The 22,461-nt window shown below is 69.6% G+C and carries 22 protein-coding genes; 9 read left to right on the forward strand and 13 right to left on the reverse strand.

Translation table 11 applies throughout. The features are described 5' to 3' along the window. Positions 1 to 1,107 (reverse strand): 23S rRNA (adenine(2503)-C(2))-methyltransferase RlmN, encoded by a 1,107-nt coding sequence (rlmN, locus tag C2L59_RS34355; protein WP_103353711.1) that lies wholly within the window; start codon positions 1,105 to 1,107, stop codon positions 1 to 3. Positions 1,108 to 1,269: 162 nt separating this feature from the next. On the opposite strand from rlmN, the gene C2L59_RS34360 reads away from it, so the two are divergent. Beyond that, a complete protein-coding gene (locus tag C2L59_RS34360; RefSeq protein ID WP_103353712.1) occupies positions 1,270 to 1,848 on the forward strand; it encodes a hypothetical protein in 579 nt (192 codons plus the stop codon). Here C2L59_RS34360 and C2L59_RS34365 read toward each other — a convergent pair. Together C2L59_RS34365 and C2L59_RS34370 are read right to left on the reverse strand one after the other, a co-directional pair. Next, positions 1,841 to 4,144 (reverse strand): pyruvate dehydrogenase, encoded by a 2,304-nt coding sequence (locus C2L59_RS34365; RefSeq protein ID WP_103353713.1) that lies wholly within the window; start codon positions 4,142 to 4,144, stop codon positions 1,841 to 1,843. The two genes, C2L59_RS34360 and C2L59_RS34365, sit on opposite strands and share 8 nt — an antisense overlap. Positions 4,145 to 4,251: 107 nt before the next feature. Continuing rightward, positions 4,252 to 4,764: an Lrp/AsnC family transcriptional regulator gene (locus tag C2L59_RS34370; RefSeq protein WP_103353714.1), complete on the reverse strand. Its 513-nt coding sequence runs from the start codon at positions 4,762 to 4,764 to the stop codon at positions 4,252 to 4,254. 77 nt (positions 4,765 to 4,841) lie between these two features. Here C2L59_RS34370 and C2L59_RS34375 point away from each other — a divergent pair, with 77 nt between their 5' ends. Then, positions 4,842 to 5,462 (forward strand): PadR family transcriptional regulator, encoded by a 621-nt coding sequence (locus C2L59_RS34375; RefSeq protein WP_103353715.1) that lies wholly within the window; start codon positions 4,842 to 4,844, stop codon positions 5,460 to 5,462. On the opposite strand, the gene C2L59_RS34380 is transcribed toward C2L59_RS34375, so the two are convergent. Further along, positions 5,405 to 6,211, reverse strand: a complete 807-nt coding sequence (locus tag C2L59_RS34380; protein WP_103353716.1) for a class I SAM-dependent methyltransferase — start codon at positions 6,209 to 6,211, stop codon at positions 5,405 to 5,407. The genes C2L59_RS34375 and C2L59_RS34380 overlap by 58 nt on opposite strands. A gap of 111 nt (positions 6,212 to 6,322) precedes the next feature. Here C2L59_RS34380 and C2L59_RS34385 point away from each other — a divergent pair, with 111 nt between their 5' ends. Continuing rightward, positions 6,323 to 7,168: a VOC family protein gene (locus C2L59_RS34385; RefSeq protein WP_103353717.1), complete on the forward strand. Its 846-nt coding sequence runs from the start codon at positions 6,323 to 6,325 to the stop codon at positions 7,166 to 7,168. Here the strand turns inward: C2L59_RS34385 and C2L59_RS34390 are convergent. The 5 genes from C2L59_RS34390 to rpsB all read right to left on the reverse strand — a co-directional run bounded on the left by C2L59_RS34390 (position 7,165) and on the right by rpsB (position 11,691). Then, positions 7,165 to 7,995 (reverse strand): phosphatidate cytidylyltransferase, encoded by an 831-nt coding sequence (locus C2L59_RS34390; protein ID WP_233223834.1) that lies wholly within the window; start codon positions 7,993 to 7,995, stop codon positions 7,165 to 7,167. The genes C2L59_RS34385 and C2L59_RS34390 overlap by 4 nt on opposite strands. 428 nt (positions 7,996 to 8,423) lie before the next feature. Then, a complete protein-coding gene (gene frr / locus C2L59_RS34395) occupies positions 8,424 to 8,981 on the reverse strand; it encodes a ribosome recycling factor (protein ID WP_103353729.1) in 558 nt (185 codons plus the stop codon). 48 nt (positions 8,982 to 9,029) lie between these two features. Then, positions 9,030 to 9,773, reverse strand: coding sequence for a UMP kinase (gene pyrH, locus C2L59_RS34400; protein ID WP_003065595.1), 744 nt, complete (start codon positions 9,771 to 9,773; stop codon positions 9,030 to 9,032). 117 nt (positions 9,774 to 9,890) lie between these two features. Further along, complete coding sequence (tsf, locus tag C2L59_RS34405) at positions 9,891 to 10,706, reverse strand: translation elongation factor Ts (RefSeq protein ID WP_103353719.1); 816 nt, start codon at positions 10,704 to 10,706, stop codon at positions 9,891 to 9,893. 91 nt (positions 10,707 to 10,797) lie between these two features. Further along, complete coding sequence (rpsB, locus tag C2L59_RS34410; RefSeq protein WP_103353720.1) at positions 10,798 to 11,691, reverse strand: 30S ribosomal protein S2; 894 nt, start codon at positions 11,689 to 11,691, stop codon at positions 10,798 to 10,800. A 986-nt stretch (positions 11,692 to 12,677) separates the two neighbouring features. Here rpsB and C2L59_RS34415 point away from each other — a divergent pair. Then, positions 12,678 to 13,067 (forward strand): peptidoglycan DD-metalloendopeptidase family protein, encoded by a 390-nt coding sequence (locus C2L59_RS34415; RefSeq protein ID WP_103353721.1) that lies wholly within the window; start codon positions 12,678 to 12,680, stop codon positions 13,065 to 13,067. On the opposite strand, the gene C2L59_RS34420 is transcribed toward C2L59_RS34415, so the two are convergent. The 3 genes from C2L59_RS34420 to C2L59_RS34430 all read right to left on the reverse strand — a co-directional run bounded on the left by C2L59_RS34420 (position 13,068) and on the right by C2L59_RS34430 (position 15,595). Continuing rightward, complete coding sequence (locus tag C2L59_RS34420; RefSeq protein ID WP_103353722.1) at positions 13,068 to 13,913, reverse strand: FliA/WhiG family RNA polymerase sigma factor; 846 nt, start codon at positions 13,911 to 13,913, stop codon at positions 13,068 to 13,070. It abuts the gene before it with no gap. Between the two features lie 109 nt (positions 13,914 to 14,022). Further along, entirely contained in the window at positions 14,023 to 15,003 is a 981-nt protein-coding gene (locus tag C2L59_RS34425) for a tyrosine recombinase XerC (RefSeq protein ID WP_103353723.1), read from the reverse strand. A 103-nt stretch (positions 15,004 to 15,106) separates the two neighbouring features. Continuing rightward, a complete protein-coding gene (locus C2L59_RS34430; protein ID WP_370444806.1) occupies positions 15,107 to 15,595 on the reverse strand; it encodes a DNA-processing protein DprA in 489 nt (162 codons plus the stop codon). Positions 15,596 to 15,659: 64 nt separating this feature from the next. On the opposite strand from C2L59_RS34430, the gene C2L59_RS34435 reads away from it, so the two are divergent. From C2L59_RS34435 to C2L59_RS34455, 5 genes are all read left to right on the forward strand, one after another. Then, entirely contained in the window at positions 15,660 to 16,838 is a 1,179-nt protein-coding gene (locus tag C2L59_RS34435) for a site-specific integrase (RefSeq protein ID WP_233223440.1), read from the forward strand. After that, on the forward strand, positions 16,835 to 19,327 hold the full coding sequence (locus C2L59_RS48305; RefSeq protein ID WP_199199038.1) for a site-specific integrase: 2,493 nt from the start codon (positions 16,835 to 16,837) through the stop codon (positions 19,325 to 19,327). Before C2L59_RS34435 ends, C2L59_RS48305 begins: the two co-directional genes overlap by 4 nt. After that, on the forward strand, positions 19,324 to 19,842 hold the full coding sequence (locus C2L59_RS34445) for a DUF6262 family protein (RefSeq protein ID WP_103349652.1): 519 nt from the start codon (positions 19,324 to 19,326) through the stop codon (positions 19,840 to 19,842). The genes C2L59_RS48305 and C2L59_RS34445 overlap by 4 nt, the downstream gene beginning before the upstream one ends. A gap of 1,553 nt (positions 19,843 to 21,395) precedes the next feature. Then, on the forward strand, positions 21,396 to 21,611 hold the full coding sequence (locus tag C2L59_RS34450; RefSeq protein WP_146060324.1) for a hypothetical protein: 216 nt from the start codon (positions 21,396 to 21,398) through the stop codon (positions 21,609 to 21,611). A gap of 70 nt (positions 21,612 to 21,681) precedes the next feature. After that, positions 21,682 to 22,158, forward strand: a complete 477-nt coding sequence (locus tag C2L59_RS34455) for a helix-turn-helix domain-containing protein (protein ID WP_103349654.1) — start codon at positions 21,682 to 21,684, stop codon at positions 22,156 to 22,158. Positions 22,159 to 22,215: 57 nt separating this feature from the next. Here the strand turns inward: C2L59_RS34455 and C2L59_RS49455 are convergent. Beyond that, the coding region (locus tag C2L59_RS49455; protein ID WP_233223836.1) for a DNA-protecting protein DprA at positions 22,216 to 22,461 on the reverse strand (246 nt) is incomplete at its 5' end.

Below are 22,461 nucleotides of genomic sequence, written 5' to 3' on the forward strand. Positions count from 1 at the left end.
TCAGCCTTCAGCCGCCAGCTGACCACAGGCAGCCGCGATGTCCTGGCCACGGGTGTCCCGGACCGTGCAGGCGACACCACCGGCGTTCACCAGGCGCACGAACTCCCGCTCCACCGGCTTCGGCGACGCGTCCCACTCGCTACCCGGAGTCGGGTTCAGCGGAATGACGTTGACGTGCACGAGCTGACCCAGGTGCTTCCGCAAACGCTTTGCGAGCAACTCCGCCCGCCAGGGCTGGTCGTTGATGTCCCGGATCAGGGCGTACTCGATCGAGACCCGCCGCCCGGAATTGTCCGCGTAGTACCGGGCAGCGGAGAGCACCTCATCAATCGACCACCGGTTGTTCACCGGCACCAAGGTGTCGCGCAGCTCGTCGTCCGGCGTGTGCAACGACACCGCCAGGCGCACCTGCATCTTCTCATCCGCCAGCTTGCGAATGGCCGGCGCCAACCCCACGGTCGACACCGTCACCGAACGCTGCCCGATCCCCAAACCACCCGGCGCCGGATCGGTGATCCGCCGGACCGCCGCCACCACGCGCTTGTAGTTGGCCAGCGGCTCACCCATGCCCATGAAGACGATGTTCGACAGCCGGCCAGGGCCGCCCGGCATCGCGCCGTCGCGCATGACCGCCGCGGCCGAGCGGACCTGGTCGACGATCTCCGCCGTCGACAGGTTGCGGTCGAGACCGCCCTGGCCGGTCGCGCAGAACGGGCAGGCCATGCCGCAGCCGGCCTGGCTCGAGATGCACAGCGTCGCGCGGTCCGGGTAGCGCATCAGGACGCTCTCCAGCAGCGTGCCGTCGTGCGCGCGCCACAGCGTCTTGCGCGTCGCGCCGTCGTCGGCCGCCAGGGCGCGGACCTCGGTGAGCAGGGTCGGCATCAGCGACTCGACGAGCCGCGAGCGCGACGCCGCCGGGATGTCCGTCATCTCGGCCGGGTCCACCGTCAGGCGGGAGAAGTAGTGGTTCGACAGCTGCTTCGCGCGGAAGGGCTTCTCCCCCAGCTCGGCGACGGCGGCCGCGCGCTCGGACACCGAGAGGTCGGCGAGGTGGCGCGGCGGCAGGCCACGCTTGGGCGCGTCGAAGACGAGGGGAAGGGCAGTCATAACCGGACCAGTGTCCCACGGGCCCGCCGGCACCGCCCGGGCCACCCCGGCCCGGTGTACCCCAGGTCACCAGCCCCCGGTCGCTGCCGCCGCATCACCCACAGGGATGATCGACGGCGTCCACCGGACGGGGGTCCGGCGTCCGACGAAAGAGGTGAGCTCGTGTCCTTCCGGCACCTTGTCCTGGCTGTCGCGGTCACCTTGGGCGTCGCCGCCTGCAGCACCACGGCCGAGGGACCCGCCGCGCCGAGCCCGGCGAACGGGCCGCAGGCGACCGTGGGGTCCCTGCGCCTGCCGCTGCCCCCGAACGCGACCTACACCGAGCACAGCCCGGACGGCCTGCTGGACGGCTGCATCGCCGAAGGCACCGTGACCTGCGAAGCGCGCGTCCTGGACCTGCGCAAGGTGGACCCGGCCGCGCCGATCAACCTCCCGAGCACGAAGCGGCCCTTCGGCTGGTACCCCGGCACGGACCTGCCGACCTGCATCACCCCCGCGTCACCGCCGGGGAAGGCCGCCGGGGCCACCGGCAGCACCCTCCTCGACTCCGGCTTCGCGCGGATCGGCCCCAAGACGGCCGAGTACGGCCGCTGGAAGGTCACCTGCGAGAACTCGGCCCAGAACAACCAGGTCCGGTCGTGGTGGCTGCCGACGAGCCGGATCCTGATCGTCCAGTACGGGTCCTTCCCCGGCTGGGACGCCAAGATGGACACCCTGCTCGCCGGCGCCACCTTCAGCTGACGACGTCGAGCGCGGCCCGGATGATCGCGTCCGCGTCGATGCCGTGGTGGCGGTAGACGTCCTCCAGCGAGCCCGACTGGCCGAAGCCCGTGACGCCCAGCGCGACCGACGGCACCCGGTTGACCCCGGCCAGGAACGCCAGCGTGTGCGGGTGCCCGTCGAGCACCGTGACCAGCGGCTTCGCCCGCGAGGCCGGGAAGACCTGGTCCAGGATCCACGGCTCGCCGTGACCCCGGCCGGACCGCGCCTGCAGGGCCTCGAACAGCAGGCCCGGGCTGGTCACGCACACGACGTCGGCCTCGACGCCCACCTGGGCCAGCCGCTCGGCCGCCGCCAGGGTGTCCGGCACCAGCGCACCCATCGCCGCCAGCGTCACCGCCGGAGCCGCCGCGCGCCGCAGCAGGTACGCGCCCGCCACGACCTGGCGGCGACGGCGTTCCCGCGCGGCCGGGTCGGTGGGCACGGCGGCGAGGGTCTGGTCGACCGGACGCGTCGAGAGCCGGAAGTACGACGACGTCCCGCCCGGCTTGCCGAGCCGGCCGAGCGCGGCCAGCAGCGTCCACTCGGTGTCGAGCGCGAACGCCGGTTCGTAGCTGACGCAGCCGGGCTGCTCGATGCCGATCGACGGCGTGGTGATCGACTGGTGCGCACCGCCTTCCGGGGCGAGCGTGACGCCGGACGGCGTGCCGATCAGGATCGACTGCCCGCCCGCGTAGATGCCGAACGACCACGGCTCCAGCGCGCGCTCGACGAACGGGTCGTACATCACGCCGATGGGCAGCAGCGGCTCGCCCCACCGGCTCCAGGTCGCGCCGAGCTCGCCCAGCAGCCCGACCAGGTTCGTCTCGGCGATGCCCAGTTCGACGTGCTGGCCGGTCGGCTTCTCCCGCCAGTGCATGATCGTCTCGGGGTCGTCCTCGAACCAGTCGTGGCGCTCGGTCGCCGACCAGACGCCGACCTTGTTGACCCAGCCGCCGAGGTTGGTCGTCGAGCTGACGTCGGGGCTGACCGTCACCACGCGCTTCGCCACTTCGGGCGCTTCGCGCGTCAGGTCGAGCAGGACGCGTCCCAGCGCCGCTTGCGTCGTAGCGGTCCCGGACGGCGTACGTCCGATGTCGACCGGCAGGTCGAGCGAAGGCGCCGAAGGAACGTCGGGACGGTGAAGGCGCGAAGCAACTTCGGTGCACAACGCGGCTTCAGGCGAGCCGGCCGCGAAGCCTTCCCACGGCGAAGCGAGGTTCGTGCCCGATGAAACAGCCAGCTCTTCCATCTGCGCCACGGTCAGCAGCGACGAGTGGTTCTGCGGGTGCCCCTGGGTCGGCAGGCCGCGGCCCTTGACCGTGTAGCAGAAGATCACCGTCGGCCGGCTGTCCGAAATGGACGCGAAGACCTCGTCGAGCGAGCCGAGGTCGTGGCCGCCGAGGTTGCGGATGGCGGCCAGCAGCGTCTCGTCGTCCAGCGAAGCCACCAACGACGCGAGCGCCGCGTTGCCCGCGGGCAGCCGGTCGCGCACCTGGGCGGCGTCGCAGCGCAGCAGCCGCTGGTACTCGGGGTTCGGCATGCCGTCGATGCGGGCACGCAGCTCGGCGCCGCCGGGCCGGGTGAACAGCTCCTCCAGCAGGCGCCCGTACTTCAGCGTCAGGACCTGCCAGCCGGCGGCGTCGAACATGCCCTGCAGCCGTCCGGCGGCGATGTTCGGGACGACCCGGTCGAGCGACTGGCGGTTGAGGTCGACGATCCAGACGATCTCGCCCAGCTCGGCGACGGCCGGGTCGAGGATGGCCTCCCAGATCGCGCCTTCGTCCAGCTCGGCGTCGCCGACCAGGGAGTACTGCCGTCCGCTGCCCGCGGCCGAGCCGCGCGTCGTCAGGTAGCGGCGGGCCAGCGCGCCCCAGATCGGGGCGGTCGCGCCGATGCCGACCGAGCCGGTCGAGTAGTCGACGGGGTCGGGGTCCTTGGCGCGGCTCGGGTAGCTCTGCAGGCCGCCGAACTCGCGCAGCGTCGGCAGGTAGGCCTCGTCCAGCTCGCCGAGCAGGTAGTTGATCGCGTGGAGCACCGGCGACGCGTGCGGCTTCACCGAGACGCGGTCCTCGGGCCGCAGGTGCCGGAACCACAGCGACGTCATGATCGAGACCAGCGAAGCGCACGACGCCTGGTGGCCGCCGACCTTGAGCCCGGACGGGTTCGGCCGGACCCGGTTCGCCTGGTGCACGATCGCGGTGGCGAGCCACAGCACCCGCTGCTCGATGGAGGCGAGGGTGCCCGTCGCCTGAGCCGTCGCGGAGGGCTGGGTCATCGTCGACACCTTTCGTGCAGGAAGTGCCCACCAGAACACCATCGGTGGACGCAACGCACAACCGGCGTCGCCGGTACTGCGCAGAATGCGCAGCGGATCCGGAGAGCTCAGGTCTCCAGGTGCGCAGAATGCACGCGCTCGAGCAGGGGCGTCAGGCGGTACGGGACGAGCTCGCGCATGACGAGAGAGATGTTCGTCCGCTCGACGCCGGGCGAGGCGAGCACGCGCCCGGCGATCCGGTACAGGTCGTCGGCGTCGACGGCCACCACCTGCACCATCAGGTCGCTCGCCCCGGTCAGCCCGCACACCTCGGTGACCTCGGCGATCCCGGCGAGGGCCGCGCCGATCTCGGCCAGGCGCCGCTGGTCGACCTGCGCGTTGACGAACGCCCGCAGCGGGTAGCCCAGGCGCGCCGGGTCGATGCGGCGTTCGAACGACCTCAGGACACCGCGCTGCTCCAGCCGCACGAGCCGGGCCTGCACCGTGTTGCGGGACAGGCCCAGCCGCTCGGCCAGCGCGACCGCCGTGGACCGGGGGTCCTCCCCCAGCGCCTGGATCAGGCGCGCGTCGATCTCGTCGATGGTTTCCGGCACGCACTGATCTTCCCAGGTGACCGGCATCACCGAAGACCCGTTGCGATCCGACTGTTTCCGATATATCGTGAACGTGTCGCAACAGTTCGAGAAAGGAACACGACATGCGTAGGCAACGACACCCCTTCGCCCACGAACGTGGGCGCGCACCTTTCGGACCCTTCGGTGGTTTCGGCGAGTTCCCCCCGGGCTTCGGCCCTGGCGGTGGACGCGGCCGTGGCCACGGACCGGGCCGGCGGGGTCACGGCGGACGGCGTAGCCGCCGCGGTGACGTCCGCGCCGCGATCCTGGCGCTGCTCGCCGAGCAGCCCCGGCACGGCTACGAGATCATCCGCGAGATCGGCGAGCGCTCCGGCGGCTTCTGGCGGCCGAGCCCCGGCTCGGTCTACCCGACGCTGCAGCTGCTGGCCGACGAAGGCCTGGTCATCAGCAAGGACGAGCACGGCAAGAAGCTGTTCGAGCTGACCGACGCCGGCCGCGCCGCCGCGGAACAGCAGGACAGCACCCCGCCGTGGGAGCAGATCGCGCAGGACGTCGACCCGGTCGAGGTCGGGCTCGCGAAGGCGGGCAAGAACCTGGCCGCCGCCGTCGTGCAGATCATGCGCGCGGGCACCGAGAGCCAGCAGGCCCGCGCGGCCGAGGTCCTCAACGAGGCCCGGCGCTCGCTCTACGGCATCCTCGGTGAAGACGAGGACGAGTCCGCTTCGCCGGAGACGGCGGAGTGACCAGGCAGGACGAGGCCGGTGGGCTTGACCCGCGTGTGGACGCGGTAGCCCACCGGCAGCGTCAGGTCCTGGCGGCGATTCCCGTTACGCTGCAAGGACTCCGCGATCGCCTGTTCGGCGACCGGCTTGCTGAACTCGATCTTCAGCACCGCTTCGAGGTCCGCGGCGGTGGCGAACCGCCATTCCGTCGCGACGCGGCGGCAGCCGAACCCGGCCCGGGCGAAGAACCGTTCCACGGCGCCCGGGTCGTAGTGCGGTAGGTCGGCGCGCATCCAGCGGCCGTAGGGCTCGCTGGCCACGTCGAGGTCGACGATCAGGAGCGCGCCGCCCGGCCGCAGCACCCGCTCGGCCTCCGCCAGCCCCGGCTCGCACCCGGGCCCGAAGAAGTACGCCGTGCGCGCGTGCACGACGTCGACGCTCGCACTGCGGACCGGCAGCCGCTGGGCCCGGCCCAGCCGGACGTCCACGTTCGACAGGCCGTCCACGCGCTTCAGCGCGCTTCGCACCAGCGGCTCGTGCGGCTCGATCCCGAGCACCGACCGGGCGTCGCGGGCGAAGCGCGGCAGGTGGAACCCGTCACCGCAGCCGACGTCCAGCACGTCCCGGCCGGTCCAGTCGTGCTCCTCGCGCAGCACCCGCCAGATCTCGCCGCCGCTGTCCTGCGCGTGGTTCTCGAGCTCGTAAGCGGCCTGGTAGTACCAGATGTTCGGGCTCGGCACGACTTCCGAGCGCCGCGGCGACCACCGCACCCGCTGCTCCTTCCGGGGCCTGTTGGCCGGAGTCATCGTCCGGCGGCGAAAACTTGGCCGAAACCTCACGGATCGCGCTTAGAATTCGGTGGGTCTCGGGAGGAGCACCACATGGCATTCGGCCCGTCCAGTACCCCGTCCCCGGTCCCGGCCGGAATTCCGTGCTGGATCGAGCTGGCCTGCCGCGAGCAGGCCGTGGCGGAAAGATTCTACGGTGCCCTCTTCGGCTGGGAGTACACCACTCTGCGGGACCCGGCGACCTCCGACGGCCGGTACGCCATCGCGTCGCTGAACACCGTCCCGGTCGGCGGGCTCTACCGCGCCGCCCAGAACGCGCCGCTGGGGTGGGTGCCGCACATCTCCGTGCCGCACACCGCGAGCGCGGCCGAATGGGTGGAGCACCTCGGCGGGCGGATCACCCTCGGACCGGCGGCGATCCCGGACCGCGGCACGATCCTGCACGCCATCGACGCGTGCGGCGCGCCGGTGGTGTTCTGGGAGGTGCCGCCGAACTGGGAGTTCGTCACCGGCATCCCGAACACCTTCAGCGGCGCGGACCTCAACACCCACGACGGCGTCGCGGCGGATCACTTCTACACCAAGCTGTTCACCTACGGCAGCCATCAGATCGGCGACGGCGAGATGCTCGACTACGTCGAATGGCTCATCGAGCACGAGCCGGTGCTGTACCGGTACGTGATGGGCTCGGAGTACAGCCTGGACACCCCGCCGCACTGGCTCGTCTACTTCGACATCGACCCGGCCCGCGGGGTCGACGCGGTCGCGGGCGAGGCCCTCATGCACGGCGGCACGGTGGTGATCCAGCCCTACGACACCCCGTTCGGCCGCATGTCGATCCTGGCCGACCCCGAAGGCGCGGTCTTCGCGGTGATCGACCACTCGCGCGTCACCGAAGGCTGGGGCCGCGCCGAGGTCGACGATCCCTACGACGACTAGATCGGCACGAACGCCGAAAGCAGCAGCCAGGACACGACGGCCGACGGCAGCAGCGAGTCGAGCCGGTCCATGATCCCGCCGTGCCCGGGCAGCAGCGTCCCCATGTCCTTGACGCCGAGGTCGCGCTTGATCAGCGACTCGACGAGGTCGCCGAGGGTCGCGGTCAGCACGATCGCGACCCCGAAGATCACGCCCTGCCAGACGTGGCCGTCGAGCAGCAGGCTGAGCGTCAGCGCCCCGGCGACGACACCGCCGACCAGCGAACCCCCGAAGCCTTCCCAGGTCTTCTTCGGGCTGATGCTGGGCGCCATCGGGTGCTTGCCGCCGAGCACACCGGCGATGTAGCCACCGGTGTCCGAGGCGACGACGCCGATGAGGAAGGTGAGAACGCGCCCGACGCCGTCGGCCGGCGGCACGAGCATCGCCGCGAAGGCACCGAAGAGCGGCAGGTAGGCGGCGGCGAAGACGGACGCGCTGATGTCGCGCAGGTAGCCCTTGGCCCCGCCGGGCAGCCGCCAGAGCAGGCAGGCGAGCACGGTGAGGACGAAAGCGGTCAGCGCACCTTCCCGCCCGAACGGCCAGGCGAGCCAGATCATCGCCTGCCCGCCGACGAGCACCGGAATCACCGCCACCCGCACGTCGGCCACCCGCCGCAGCACGCCGGCGAACTCGAAGGTGCCGACGGCGATGGCGATCGCGATGATCCCGATGAAGAGATACCGCACGGTGAGCAGCGAAACGATGATGGCGGCACCGAGCAGCAGCGCAACCCCGATGGCCGCGGGCAGGTTCCGCCCCGCCTTGGACGCCTTTTTGGCTTCCGGCACCGGGGTATTCGCGGCCGCGGGGTCCGCAGCCGCCGTATCCGCAGCGGCGGTTCCGGCAGCCGACAACCGGCTCGCTTCCCCGGCGCCCGAAGCCGCGGACTCACGCGACGCCTGACCCGCGTCGCCCGCGCCCGAGACCGCGGAGGTTTCCGCGGCCGAGCTGGTGCCCGGGGCCGTGGGCGTCTCCGCCGCCGAACCAGAGCCTGGGGCTGTGGGCGTCTCCGCCGCCGAACCGGTGACCGAGGCCGCAAGGCCGTTCGGCGCCCGGCCCGCCTCGCCAGGTCCCGAAGCCGCCGGTGCCCCGGTTTCCGGGTTCGCCGGCGTGGCCGGGGTGCCGGCCTGCGCCGGCCCCGGCGTTCCGGGAGCGGCCGCCGGTTGTTCTCCGGTGGCGTCCACCCGGTCCTCGCGTTCCTCGCTCACCTGTGCCATCAGACCTCGAGCAGCTCGGCTTCCTTGTGCTTGACCAGCTCGTCGACCTTGTGCACGTAGGTGTCGGTCAGGTTCTGCAGTTCCTTCTCCGCGCGCGCGACGTCGTCCTCACCGGCTTCGCCGTCCTTGGCGATGCGGTCGAGCTCGTCCTTGGACTTGCGGCGGATGCTGCGGATCGAGACGCGGGCATCCTCGCCCTTGCCCTTGGCGACCTTCACCATCTCCTTGCGCCGCTCTTCGGTGAGCTGCGGGATGACGATGCGGATGACCTGGCCGTCGTTGCTCGGGTTCACCCCGAGGTCCGACTCCCGGATCGCCTTCTCGATCGCGCCGAGCTGCGACTGGTCGTACGGCTTGATGAGCGCCATCCGGGCTTCCGGCACGTTCACGCTGGCCAGCTGGTTCAGCGGGGTCGGCGAGCCGTAGTACTCGACGACGATCCGCGAGAACATCGCCGACGAAGCCCGGCCGGTGCGAACCGCCTGCAGCTCGTCCCTGGCGACGGACACCGCTTTTTCCATCTTCTCCTCGGCATCGAGGAGGGTCTCGTCGATCACGGTCACTCCCGTAGTTGTGATGGGTGGCGCTTGCTGATCCCAGCAGGTCTAGGCCGGCACCCCGTCGGCGGGGGTGCTGACCAACGTGCCGATTCTTTCACCACTCACCGCGCGGGCGATGTTCCCCTCGGTGAGCAGGTTGAACACGATGATCGGCATGTTGTTGTCCATGCAGAGGCTGAACGCCGTCGCGTCGGCGACCTTGAGGTCCCGCTCCAGCACCTCGCGGTGGGTGATCTCGCGGAACATCTCGGCGGTGGGGTCGGCCTTGGGGTCCGCGGTGTAGACGCCGTCGACGGCCTTGGCCATCAGCACGGCTTCGCAGCCCAGTTCGAGCGCCCGCTGCGCGGCCGCGGTGTCGGTGGAGAAGTACGGCATGCCGACCCCGGCGCCGAAGATCACGACGCGGCCCTTCTCCAGGTGCCGCTCGGCGCGGCGCGGGATGTAGGGCTCGGCGACCTGGCCCATCGTGATGGCGGTCTGCACGCGGGTGGGCAAACCCTCCTTCTCCAGGAAGTCCTGCAGCGCCAGGCAGTTCATCACGGTGCCCAGCATCGCCATGTAGTCGGCGCGGTCGCGGTCCATGCCGCGCTGCGAAAGCTCCGCGCCGCGGAAGTAGTTGCCGCCGCCGATCACGACGGCGACCTGGACGCCGGTGCGGGCGACGTCGGCGATCTGCTGCGCGACCGAGTGGACGACATCCGGATCGACGCCGATCGAACCACCGCCGAACATTTCGCCGCCCAGTTTCAGCAGCACCCGCCGGTAGCCACCTTCGACCCGGTCACCCATCTATGTCGCCTCCTACGCCCCTCGACCGCTGTGAACTCTTCTGGACCCGACAGTGCCCCGTCCCCGATGGACGGAGACGGGGCACTGTGGGGGTAGAACCTACGCCCTGGCCTGAAGTCAGGCCTGGCCGACCTCGAAGCGCGTGAACTTGGTCAGCGTCACGCCGGCCTCGTCGAGCAGGGCCTTGACGGTCTTCTTGTTGTCCTTGACCGACGGCTGCTCGAGCAGGACGTTGTCCTTGTAGTAGGCGTTGACCTTGCCCTCGATGATCTTCGGCATGGCCTGCTCCGGCTTGCCTTCTTCGCGGGCGGTCTGCTCGGCGATGCGGCGCTCGTTCTCGACGATCTCGGCCGGCACCTCGTCGCGGGTCAGGTACTTCGCGCGCAGCGCGGCGACCTGCATGGCGGCACCACGGGCGGCCTCGGCGTCGTCACCGGTGAACTCGACGAGCACGCCGACGGCCGGCGGCAGGTCGGAGCCGCGGCGGTGCAGGTAAGTCGCGGTCTGGCCCTCGAAGGCCACGACGCGGCGCAGCTCGAGCTTCTCGCCGATGCGGGCCGACAGCTCCTGGACGACCTCGTTGACGGTCTTGCCGTCGAGCTCGGCACCCTTGAGCGCCTCGACGTCGGAGGTCTTGACGGTCTTCGCGACCTCGACGATCTTCGCGGCGAGCGCCTGGAAGTCGGCGTTCTTCGCGACGAAGTCGGTCTCGGAGTCGAGCTCGATGAGGACGCCGCCGTCGCCGGTGACCAGGCCCTCGGCGGTGGCGCGCTCGGCGCGCTTGCCGACGTCCTTGGCGCCCTTGATGCGGAGGAACTCGACGGCCTTGTCGAAGTCGCCGCCGTTCTCCTCGAGGGCCTTCTTGCAGTCCATCATGCCGGCGCCGGTCATCTCGCGCAGGCGCTTCACGTCAGCGGCGGTGTAGTTCGCCATTCTGGTAAATCCGTCCTTTGCAGGAAATCTGTGGGTTGCTACGCCCGTGCGGCCGGGCCTTGGGGGGCACGGCCGCACGGACGGTGGAGCATCAGGAGGAGGCGGTCGCCTGCTCGGGAGCGGCCTCGGCCGGGGCCGCCTCGACGGCAGCGGCGGCTTCGGTCGCGTCGGCGGCGGCGGTCGCGTCGGCGGCGACGGTCTCGGAGCCGGCGAGCAGCTCCTTCTCCCACTCGGCCAGCGGCTCGTCGGCGGCGACGCCCGGCTCCGGCTTCGTGTCGGCCGAAGCACCGTTGCGGCTGGAGCGCTGCATCAGACCGGCGGCCGCGGCCTCGGCGACGACCTTGGTCAGCAGCGCGGCCGACCGGATGGCGTCGTCGTTGCCCGGGATCGGGTAGTCGACCTCGTCCGGGTCGCAGTTGGTGTCCAGGATCGCGACGACCGGGATGTTCAGCTTCCGAGCCTCGCCGACGGCGATGTGCTCCTTCTTGGTGTCGACGATCCACACCGCGCTCGGCACCTTCGCCATGTCGCGGATACCGCCGAGGGTCTTCTCGAGCTTGTCCTTCTCGCGGGTCAGCGTCAGGATCTCGCGCTTGGTGAGACCTTCGAAGCCACCGGTCTGCTCGCGCGCCTCGAGCTCCTTGAGGCGGAGGAGGCGCTTGTGCACGGTCTGGAAGTTGGTCAGCATGCCGCCGAGCCAGCGCTGGTTGACGTAGGGCATGCCCACGCGCGCGGCCTCGTTGGCGATGGCTTCCTGAGCCTGCTTCTTGGTGCCGACGAACATGATGGTGCCGCCGTGCGCGACGGTTTCCTTGATGAACTCGTACGCACGGTCGATGTAGGTCAGCGTCTGCTGCAGGTCGATGATGTAGATGCCGTTGCGCTCGGTGAAGATGTAGCGCTTCATCTTCGGGTTCCACCGGCGGGTCTGGTGCCCGAAGTGCACGCCGCTGTCGAGCAGCTGCTTCATGGTGACGACGGCCATTGCCGGAATCACACCTCTTCTGTGTAGTGCGCGCCCGGCTTCCACCGGCGCGCTGCTCGGTTTTGTCGCTCGCGACCGGGTGGCCGCTCGCCCTGGTGCCCGTGCCGGCGCCCGGACCCCGAGGTGAGAACCCCGGGGACCGCCGGACCCCGTGCGACTCGCCCGGCAGTGGAGCTGGAAAACCGGGGGAACGCGCACGTGCACGCGAAGTCAGCCCGCTCACGCGGACCGCGGAAAAGATTCTACCCCCTCCCACCACCCCGTCCCCCACCGGCGGCCACTGGACGGCGCAGTTGTCCACATCGCCTCCGGTTATCCACAGATTCGGCATCACCGCCCCACGGGACGCCGGAGTCCCGCACGCTGGAGTCATGGAGTCGATCAAGCGTTTCCGGCGGTGGGTGGTCGGGTGGTTCTGGGGTGTGGTTGCCCTGGTCACGGCGGTGTTCGGAACTTTCGGAGGTGGGTTTGAAAGCGGAACTGCGAGCGGCCGGGCGGCGGTGCTGGGAGATGGGCGGGCGGAGTCGGAGGTCCTGGGGACAGGTGGCGCCCGGACGGGTGGGTTCGAGTCGCCGAGAGCGGCGGAGCCGTGGCTGGGCGGTCCGGCACCGCCGGCGGGCGCCGGGCCGCCTGCGGAGCCGTGGACGGACGGCCTCCCGCCACCGGCGGACGCTGCGGTCTCCGGGCTGCAGGCGGGGCCGTGGGCAGACGGCCCTGCGCCACCACCCGGCACTGCGGTCCCCAAGCCCCCTGCCGAGCCATGGGCGGGCGATCTTGCGCCACCGCAGTCGAGTTTCTGGGTCGGAGCGTCGGCGACGGAGCCGTGGAGCGGCAGGTCGACCCCGCAGGGCTCCCGGATGGCGGCGGAGCCACCGGCGAGCCGTCTGGCTCCGCCAGTGCTGGGTCCCGAGGTCCCCGAGCCGGGGTCGGGCAGCCCCCTAGTCTGGCGGCAATCGCGGCTCGCCTGGCCTTTATCACCCGTTCCGGTGGTCACGAAGTATTTCGACGCCCCGGAGACCCCCTTCGGTGCCGGCCATCGCGGGGTCGACCTGGCCGCCGTGCCTGGGCAGGACGTGCTGGTCGCCGATGTGGGGGTCGTCGTCTTCGCCGGGATGGTGGGTGGGCGGCCCGTGCTGTCCGTCGACCACGATGGTGGGCTGCGGACCACCTACGAGCCCGTCGCAGCGAAGGTCGCCGTGGGTGAGCAGGTCTACCGGGGGCAGGTGCTCGGCAGCGTCCTCGCCGGGCACCCCGGCTGCCTGGTGGCGGCCTGCCTGCACTGGGGTGTGCGGCGTGGCGAGGAGTACGTCGATCCGCTCGCGCTGACCGGCGAGGCCGGCGAATACCGGCTCAAGCCGTGGGGAGGTGGTGGCTGATCAGGCGCCGGTCTGCTCGACCAGCTTGGCGCGCAGCCGCATGACCGCCCGCGTGTGCAGCTGGCTCACCCGGGACTCCGTGACGCCGAGGACCTTGCCGATTTCGGCGAGGGTCAGGCTCTCGAAGTAGTAGAGGCTGACCACGATCTTGTCCCGCTCGGTGAGCTGCGCGATCGCCTGGGCGAGCTGGCGGCGGTTGTCCTGGTCGACGAGCACCGCGACCGGGTCGACGGCGTCGTCGTCGGGCAGCGTGTCGACCAGCGAGCCGCTGTCCTTGCCCGCGGCCACCAGGTCCTCCAGCGCGACGACGCTGGTGAGCTGCAGCTGGCCGTAGAAGTCGCGCAGATCGTCGAGGCCGATGCCGAGCTCGGTGGCGAGCTCCGCGTCGGTCGGGGTGCGGTGCAGGCGGGCGCCGAGGCGCTCCATCGCGCGCTCGGCCTCCTTGGCCTTGCTGCGGACCGCGCGCGGCACCCAGTCCTGCGAACGGAGGTCGTCCAGAATCGCGCCGCGGATGCGCTGCATCGCGTAGGTCTCGAAGCGCAGGCCGCGCTCGGGGTCGAACTTCTCGATCGCGTCGACGAGGCCGAAGATGCCCGACTGCACCAGGTCACCCACGTCGATGTGGGTCGGCAGGCCGGTCCCGACCCGGCCGGCGACGTACTTGACCAGCGGGGCGTAGTGCAGCACGAGCCGATCGCGCGACGCCTGGTCCGGGCTGTCGGCGAACTGCTGCCACAGCGCCGCGATCCCGGCGTCGACGTCGTAGCCGACCCGGGTCTCCGCGGGCGTGGCAGCCTCACCGTGAGTCTTCACTCCGGCTTCGGTCACGTGCGGGCCTGCGGTCATTGCACCGTCGTTCTCGGCATGCGGCTCAGTGTCGTCTCCGTGCTCGTGCGGATGCGCGTGCGCCGCCGGGCCTGCTGCTGACGACCCCGGCGAGCCTCCCCGGACCGCCTCAGGCCCTGGGGTGCGCTCGGTCATGGATCGCTTTCAACCGGTCGACGGTCACATGAGTGTAGAGCTGCGTCGTGGCAAGCGTAGCGTGACCAAGCAGTTCCTGAACGCTCCTGAGATCGGCACCCCCTTCGAGCAGATGCGTCGCGGCCGAATGCCGCAGGCCGTGCGGCCCCATGTCGGCAGCTCCGGGCACCGCGGAGACGGCATCGTGCACCACCCGCCGCACCGCCCGTGGGTCGACGCGTTTCCCCCGCACCCCGAGGAAAAGCGCGGGTTCGGCGCTCTCACCTCCCGTTTCGGCGACGATCTTCGGCCGCCCCTCCTCGATCCAGTCGCCGAGCGCCTCGGCCGCCGGGACCCCGAACGGGACGACCCGCTCCTTGCTGCCCTTCCCCAGCACCGTCACGACACGACGGGAGAAGTCGGCCTCGCCGACGTCCAGCCCGCACAACTCGGACACACGGATGCCGGTGGCGTAGAGCAGCTCGACGATCGCGCGATCACGCAGGGCGACCGGATCGCGTTGCGCCGCCCCGGCCGCCGACGCCTGCATCACCTCCCCCGCCTGCCCGGCACGCAGCACCCCGGGCAGGGTGCGGTGCGCCCGCGGGGCGGCGAGCCGGCCACCCGGGTCCGTGGCGAGGACGCCGGTGCGGTGCGCCCAGGCGGTGAACGTCCGCGCCGAGGCGACCCGCCGCGCGAGCGTCGTCCGGCTCGCCCCGCCGGACTGCTGGGCGGCCAGCCACGCCCGCAGCCGGGCGAGGTCCAGGTCCGCGATCCCGCCCCCGCCGTCCACGACGAAACCCAGCAAGGCCACGGCATCGCCGACGTAGGCCCGCACGGTGTGCGCGGACAGGCCGCGTTCCAGCCCGAGGTGCCGTTCGTAGCCGGCGACGACGGCCCGCACGGGCTCGGGTAGCGCGGCCCGGAGCGCGCGCAGATCGGGGCGGCGGGCCCGTCCGGAGCGTGATGACGGCATGGCTGTCACGCTGCGCGAACAACCGCCTCCGGTCAAGGATCGCCACGCGTCCGCACCGGACCGGCCGAACGCGGTCGACGAATTCGCCCGGATTCCGTGGTGGTCACGCGCTTTCCTTCCGTCGTCGCCAGCCCGCTTCCCCGCGGACGGCGAATCCGTCGATCTCCAGTTCCGGCAGCAGCGCCCGCACCCGCCGCAGCGGCAGGCCGGATTCGGCCGCTATTTCGAAGTCGGACCGGTCCGCGCGCACAGCCAGTGCTTCGAAGGTGCGCAGCGCCTCCGGCCCCAACCGGTCGGTACGCCGTTTCGGCCGCCCCGCGGTGGCTTCGACGGCGCCGAAGTGGCCGACGGTCTCGAGGACCTCGTCGACGCTCGAGACCAGCGTCGCCCGGGCATCACGGATCAGGTCGTGACAGCCGGCGGACATCCCGGAAGACACCGGCCCCGGCAGCGCCATCACGACCTTGCCGAGCGCACCGGCGGTGTTCGCGGTGTTGCGGGCGCCGCTGCGCCGACCCGCCTCGACGACCAGAGTGCCTTCGGTGAGCGCGGCGTTCTCTCGGGGTATAGAAGGTGTGGTGTGTCGTTGCACTGGCCTGTATCTGGGTGGGTGCTGCGATGGTTCTCTGGGGGTGTAGCTCTGTGGCTTCTTGTTGTTGATCAAGAAGGAGCAGAGATACAACGTGCGAACATTCAAGGTGCAGTTGCCGTCGGGCGGTCGGTACTGGACGGTGCTGGACAGTGAGCTGGACGTGGTGCCGGCGGCCGATCGGTATCTGCGCGAGCTGCGGTTCGGCCGAGATCGAGCCGAGTCGACGGTGAAGTCCTACGCCGGCGGCGTGGTGTTGTTCCTGCGGTGGTGCCTACGCACCGGCCGGGACTGGACGACCGCGGCCACCGAGATGGGCCTGTTCATGACCTGGCTGAAATACACCCCGGCCGAGGACCAGGATGTCGTGTGTGGGCCGGGAGCGACGCCGGTGCGTGGGCCGAAGCGGATCAACAGGGTGCTGGTGGCGACGCGAGGGTTCCTGACATTCGCCGTCGCTCAGGGAGAGGCCCCGCAGTGGGTGCTCGGCGTGCTCTACGAGCTGGCCGATGACCGGGACCTGCCCGAGGTCGCACGGGGCGAGGACGCCCGGCTGGCTCACCGGCTGCGCGCCCGGCATCAGCTTCACGAGCCGGAGACTGCGGTGGACCGGGCCAGCGACGAGGAGGTCGTCGCACTGTTTATAGCGTGTCGCTCGGCTCGCGACCGGCTGATCGTGCTGCTGCTGGCCAGGGCAGGTCTGCGCCGGGGCGAGGTCACCGGACTGCGGCGCAGTGACCTGCACCTGCTCCCGGACAGCAGGTCCCTGGGCTGTGAGGTCCAGGGCGCTCACCTACATATCGTGCGGCGGGAGAACAGCAACGGCGCCTGGGCGAAGTCCCGTTACACGCGCTGGGTGCCGGTGGATTTCCTGGTCGTGCGATCGATCGATCAGTATCTGCTCGAACGGCAGGACTGCCCAGCCGCGGCAGAGAGTGACTTTCTGCTGGTCAACCTGTTCCAGCAGCCGTTGGGCAGTCCGGTGACGCCGGATGCGCTCAATGAGCTGTTCGAGATCCTCTGCGCTCGAGCCGGAATCACACGCAGTATCACGCCGCACAAGTGCCGCCACGCGTTCGCCAGTAATCTCGCGGACTCCGGCGCGGCGCTGGACGAAATCCAGAAGCTGTTAGGCCACGTCAGCCCATCCTCGTCCCAGATCTACTTACATCCGTCGAAGGACCGGCTACGCGCCGCAGTCGAGCGCGTCCCCACCCCGCGGACACTGATCGAGGGCGTCCGATGACGGCGACCCTGGCCCTTGCCGCGCCGGGCGCGGACCAGCCGGACGACATCACCGCCGGCCTCTGGGCGGCCACCACCACGGAGTTCCTGGACCTGCTGAGCTGGTCTAGCGACCGGCAGACGGTGACGTTCCCGCAGGCACATCCGCTGCTGGGCTGGAACGAGTGCGCGGTGCTCGGCTGTGATCAGCGGTCGAGCCGGGTCGACGGCTTCTGCTCAGCCTGCAACATCCGTTGGAAGCAGCACGGCCGTCCACCGCTCGAGCGGTTCACCGCGGTCGCTCGCGTCCGAACCCGGCACAACACGATCGAGCTCTGCGCAGTTCCCGAGTGCCAGCGCCCCTGGTCGACCCGCGGTTACGCGCTCTGCAGCACTCACCGCTACCAGCGGGTTTACGTGCTCGACCTGCCGCTGGAGCAGTTCGTCGTTCACCCGGACGTGGTCGGGCTGCCTTCGTTCGGGCCGTGCGACGTCGTTGCCTGCACCCGCGACCGGGTCGGCAAGGGCAACTACTGCCACACCCACTCATTGCGCTGGCGCACCTTCCGACGCCGCAAGGACCTGGCCGAGATCGACGAGCAGCACTGGCGCCGCACCCAGCCGGCCGCGGCGATCGGATGCGAGGTCAGCCTGCGCGGGCTGCCGCCCCGCGTCGTCGCCGAGGTCCTCTACGGCCTGCAGCAACGCACGGCGGAGGGAGTGAAGTCCGAGCACAGCGAGTTCCGGCCGCTCTGCGACCACATCCGCAGCAAGGAACTCAGCTCGGTGGACGAGGTCGATCCTGCTGACCTCTCGCCCGGTTCCCGCGCACTGGGCAACGCGTTCGTGGTCGCGAGCCGACGGCTGCGCCTGAACCCCGAGACCGAACGGCACAAGGACGTCTGGGATGCGACCGTGTTCGGCGCCCGGGGCACCCTACGCTTCACCGGCATCTCCCAGCCCTGGCTGCGGGAAGCCGCGAAAGCCTGGGCGCACGAAGATCTGCCACGCCGACGCGGCGGAGGCGCAGCGAACACCTGCCAGAACAGGATCAACTGCCTCGCTTTGCTGTCTGACAGCCTGCGCCTGCAGCGGGAGGACCGCGGTGAGATTCCCGCCGCGCTGGCACGGGTGGACATCACCAACTTCCTCAACCGGCTGGCCCACCTGCAGGCCGAGGACGACATCAGCGCCTACCAGCGGCTCAACGCCATCCGGAACCTCCGCAAGATGATCGGCGAGATGCGCGCATTGAGCCTGACCAGGCCCGGACGCCCGCTACACGGCCTGCCCGACGACTTCACCATCACCGCCGAGGACATTCCCGACGAGCCCGAGGACTCCGAAGCCGGCAAAGACCTTCCCGTCGAGGTCATGCGGCACCTGTGTTCGCACCTGCAGCGGCTGGAAACCGCGAGCTGCCCGGAGATCCGCATCGCGGTCGAGCTGCTGATCGACACCGGCCGCCGCCCGGACGAGATCTGCCAGCTCAAGCTGGAATGCCTCGAACGCGACGGCGACGGGAAACCGGTCCTGATCTACGACAACATCAAGGCCAACCGGAAGGACCGGCGGCTGCCGATCCCCGGAGCCACCGCGGCGGTCATCGAGAAGCAGCAGCAACGCGTCCGCGACCGCTTTCCTGACGAACCAGCCGGCAAGCTCAAACTTCTGCCCGCTCCGACGAGGAACCCCCACGGCACGAAGTGCATCACCGACAGCTGGGTCTCGGGCCGCCACCGCGAGTGGGTCACCGCGTTCCCCGAGGTCGAGGTCCCGGCCGCGGTCGAGATCGACGGCAAGGTGGTGACGAAGATGCTGCCCTTCGACAAGAAGCGGATCATTCTCTACGCCTACCGGCACACCTACGCGCAACGGCACGCTGACGCCGGAGTCGCCGTCGACGTCCTGCGCGAGTTGATGGATCACCGGGTGCTCGAAACGACGCAGTCGTATTACCGCGTCGGCGAGGAACGCCGGCGGGAGGCCGTCGAGCGGGTCACGACCATGCAGTTCGACCGGCACGGCAACCGCATCTGGCGTGAGGCGAAAGCCCTGCTCGACTCCGAACACGCCCGCCGCGCGGTCGGCGAGGTCGCCGTCCCCTACGGCGCCTGCAGCGAGCCCAGCAACGTCGCCGCCGGCGGACACGACTGCCCGATCCGGTTCCGCTGCGTCGGCTGCGGTCACTTCAGCACCGACGTGTCCTACCTGCCTGACATGCAGACCTACCTCGGCGACCTGCTCCGCAACCGCGAGCGGCTGCTGGCCACCGTCGACGCGGACGAGTGGGCCAAGGCCGAAGCGATGCCCTCGGACGAGGAGATCAAGCGGGTCCGTCGGCTGATCAGCCGAGTCAAGGCCGACCTCGATGACCTCACCGCCGAGGAACGAGCCCAGATCGAGGAGTCCGTTGCCGTCGTCCGCAAGACCCGCAACCGGGTCGTCGGCCTCGGGATCCCGCGCATCCGCCAGCCGCTGCCCGACGTCCGCCAAGAAAGGACAGCATGACCAACCCGATGATCGAGGGGCGGCGCGCGGACTCGGCTCGCCGTCGGCAACGCGTGATCAAGGCGATCAACGCGGCCAGCACCGGCGGCGGCGAGATCAGCGTGTCGGCGATCGCGCGCGCCGCCGGCGTTGACCGGACCTTCCCTTACCGGCATCCGGATCTGCTGGCACTGATACACACCGCCCAAACAGACCCGCCCGCCGGGCGCGGCGGGCCGATGGTCAGTCGGGCATCATTGCAGGCCGACCTCGCCAACGCCCAGGAACGACTGTCTCGGCAGGCTGCCCACGTCAGACAGCTGGAACGCAAGCTCTCCGAGGTCCTCGGGGAGCAGGCTTGGCGCGAATCCGGACTCGGAGATCCCGCGGACATCGACCAGCTCCAACATCGGATCACGCAGTTGGAGCAACAGGTCGTCACCCTGCGAGACCAGGCCGAGGAACGCGATCAAGAACTCGAGGCTGCGCGGACCGCCAACCGGGAGCTCATCGCCAACCTCAACAAACGAGGCTGATCGCAGGCACGATCGCCCTTGCGGGTCGAACCGCGAGGGCGATCGTCCCGCACGTCACGATTGCCTTCAGGCAACGAGCTTATCTACTCTAATTGACCTGAATGACCAACTTCAGAACCAATCGCGAAGGCCAACTAAGCGTCGACAATCGCGCCACTATTGAAGCCCGGCCAAAACTATGCACACGCAGGAGTAACTTCAGTCAACTCGACCGTCGAAGTGACGCAGACGCTATCCGACAAGGCGGTGTTAGTCCACCGCAAGTCGTTCCACTGCGTTGCATCACGTTCCAATCTGTTCCATCTTGTTTCCCGTGTTGCCGAGAACTTGTCCCCGGCTCGCCCTGCCGCCATATAGTCATGGAGCGAGCCCGGACCTAGGGGACAACCTCAACGGGCAGACAGGCAAAGAAAGCTCACCGGCAGACAGGCAAGGGAAGAAGCACCAAGTGGAGACCTAGCTGACTGACTTGATAACCAGATCGATGGCAGAGGAGGGTTCGACATGCTGACAATCGCACACAAGTGCCGCCACCTGGCGCTCCTACTGCTGGACACGGTGCACCCCTCTCCTCTCCTGCTGTCACTCAGGCCAGCAGATTACCTGCACCGCCCGCTCAGGCCAACGACTCGGCGAACAGAAACCGCCTCGACGGACACGCCGCCAGGCATGCTGCTCGGCGGGCCACCAGGAGGCGTTTGCGCAGCTAGAGGCCATCCGGACACGCCACGCTCACGACGCGGCACCGTCCCGCCGGCACGCCAATGGCGCACTGGCTGGCTCAATACGCACCACATGCACGACGGCATCGGGCGACGCTCCCAGTCGCGCCCAGCCCCTCTCTCCGTCAGGGCGCGAGCCTGCAGCATTTTCGCTGTTCAGAAGCCTGTCCGCTGCCCCTAGGATCTCCTGAGCCTTCCTCAGCCCGCCGGATCCCTTGATCTAAGCCTCCGCGCGAGTAGTGTTAAGCATGCGCTCACGCGCGCTGCCCGCAGTCCCGCCAAGCTGCGCGCTTCAACCTCATAGTCTCCCGAGCTCGTCTCTCTGTTGGTCCAGGTGGCGGCATCGGGATTAAGAAGGCCCTCCGACTGCAATCGGGGGGCCTTCGCCATGTCTCCTCTACGTCTTCGCATACAAATGATGCATTACCTCGAGCATGATCGCTCACTTCGACACGCTTCAACAGGCCACACTCAGGCCGCGCTTAGGTTCCTCTAAGCTTTGCGCTTAAGCAAGATCAATTGTCGCTCTTCTGTCAACTTTGCAGACAGCCGTGAGTTACTCTCCAACCATTTGCGTTTGCAACTGAAATCGATTACCTATGACACCACCCGCGCGGACGGCCACGGTTCCGTCTCGACTGCACCGAGGGCGTTACAGGTCGACGCGGAGTATTTGACGGCGACCCCATCGTGCTGGAATGATGCCCTTGAGATCTCCCGCCTTGCAGGGCACTTGATCTCGCCCCCGAAAGGATCATGGGGGCTTCTTCACCCATCTGGCGAACCGACCGCCACCTGGACCACCGAGAAACGAGCAGGAGGGAGGTTCTCATGCTCACCAGATTTCTTTCTGCTTCGCTGGTTTTGATGTTCGTCCTCGCGTTCATCTGGGAAGGGTTGTCCTTCGGCTTCGGCCTGGAGGTCACCCTGGCCGCCGGTTTCACCGCCGGTCTCCTGGCCGCCGAAGTCGTCCGCCGGATCATCGGCGGCGACAAGGGCGGCGGTCCGTCGATCGACGACGGCCCGCAGCACCCGGTCCTGAGCTGAACCAAACGGTGATCGGGGTGGCGCCCTCCGGGCGCCCCCCGGTCCCGCCTCTTCACCGAGGAGCGACATCATGTTTACCAAGCAGCCCGCCTTGCACGAGTCCATCATGGACGAGCTCATCAGCTTCGCGACCGATCTGCGGTGGGTCCGTCGCCTCGCGGGCGACCCCTCCTACCGCGAACTCACGCGCACGATCCCGTGGTCGCCCGCGTCGATCACCCGGAACCTGAGCGGAACCAAGCTTCCCACGTGGAAGTTCGTCGAGCAGTTCCTCCAGGCCTGCGAAGTGGACGACGACGACATCGAGGCAGACTGGAAGCCCCGGTGGGTCACGATCGCAGGCATGATCACCCCGATCGACAGCAAGACGGCGCCGAATCACGCCGCAACTGCGGCGCGGCAGATCGCCGGGCCCGTTCCCGCCGGGGCCGCCTGCGAGATCTGCGGAGCCTGGGTCGTCGACCACGCGAAGCACGACGACTGGCACGAAAGCCTCCTGGCTGAGCGGAAGCCGACGCGGTCTTTCGTTCGACGCCTCGCAGGCTAGACACCACACTGAAGATCAACAGGGCCCCTGCCGGCGCGACCAGGCAGGGGCCCTGTCTTACGTTCCCGGCGGGCTGACCGTCGCCGCCGCCGTCTCCACCTCTCGTCCGCTGCGCTGAAGATCCAGACGGCAGGTCGCCTTGCGCAACACGTGTTGCACTCGGTAGTTTTGCCGCCCAAGGTCTTTGAGCTGCGAAAACTCCCGCTGCACCGCGACGCACTGCCGAAGATCCCCGAGAGAAGCGGCGATGAGCCGGTTGCGGACGAGGAACCGGTGCCGGGCCGGCGGAGTCCCGGGCGGGTA

The sequence above is a fragment of the Amycolatopsis sp. CA-128772 genome (genome assembly GCF_002904295.1).
In the GTDB taxonomy this organism is placed as follows: domain Bacteria; phylum Actinomycetota; class Actinomycetes; order Mycobacteriales; family Pseudonocardiaceae; genus Amycolatopsis.

Coding starts and splice junctions, on each gene's coding strand:
- C2L59_RS34365 (WP_103353713.1), bottom strand. CDS start 4,144: ATGACCCAGCCCTCCGCGACGGCTCAGGCGACGGGCACCCTCGCCTCC.
- tsf (WP_103353719.1), bottom strand. CDS start 10,706: ATGGCGAACTACACCGCCGCTGACGTGAAGCGCCTGCGCGAGATGACC.
- C2L59_RS34450 (WP_146060324.1), top strand. CDS start 21,396: ATGCTCACCAGATTTCTTTCTGCTTCGCTGGTTTTGATGTTCGTCCTC.
- C2L59_RS34385 (WP_103353717.1), top strand. CDS start 6,323: ATGGCATTCGGCCCGTCCAGTACCCCGTCCCCGGTCCCGGCCGGAATT.
- C2L59_RS34445 (WP_103349652.1), top strand. CDS start 19,324: ATGACCAACCCGATGATCGAGGGGCGGCGCGCGGACTCGGCTCGCCGT.
- rpsB (WP_103353720.1), bottom strand. CDS start 11,691: ATGGCCGTCGTCACCATGAAGCAGCTGCTCGACAGCGGCGTGCACTTC.
- C2L59_RS34375 (WP_103353715.1), top strand. CDS start 4,842: ATGCGTAGGCAACGACACCCCTTCGCCCACGAACGTGGGCGCGCACCT.
- C2L59_RS48305 (WP_199199038.1), top strand. CDS start 16,835: ATGACGGCGACCCTGGCCCTTGCCGCGCCGGGCGCGGACCAGCCGGAC.
- rlmN (WP_103353711.1), bottom strand. CDS start 1,107: ATGACTGCCCTTCCCCTCGTCTTCGACGCGCCCAAGCGTGGCCTGCCG.
- C2L59_RS34455 (WP_103349654.1), top strand. CDS start 21,682: ATGTTTACCAAGCAGCCCGCCTTGCACGAGTCCATCATGGACGAGCTC.
- C2L59_RS34425 (WP_103353723.1), bottom strand. CDS start 15,003: ATGCCGTCATCACGCTCCGGACGGGCCCGCCGCCCCGATCTGCGCGCG.
- C2L59_RS34370 (WP_103353714.1), bottom strand. CDS start 4,764: ATGCCGGTCACCTGGGAAGATCAGTGCGTGCCGGAAACCATCGACGAG.
- C2L59_RS34420 (WP_103353722.1), bottom strand. CDS start 13,913: ATGACCGCAGGCCCGCACGTGACCGAAGCCGGAGTGAAGACTCACGGT.
- pyrH (WP_003065595.1), bottom strand. CDS start 9,773: ATGGGTGACCGGGTCGAAGGTGGCTACCGGCGGGTGCTGCTGAAACTG.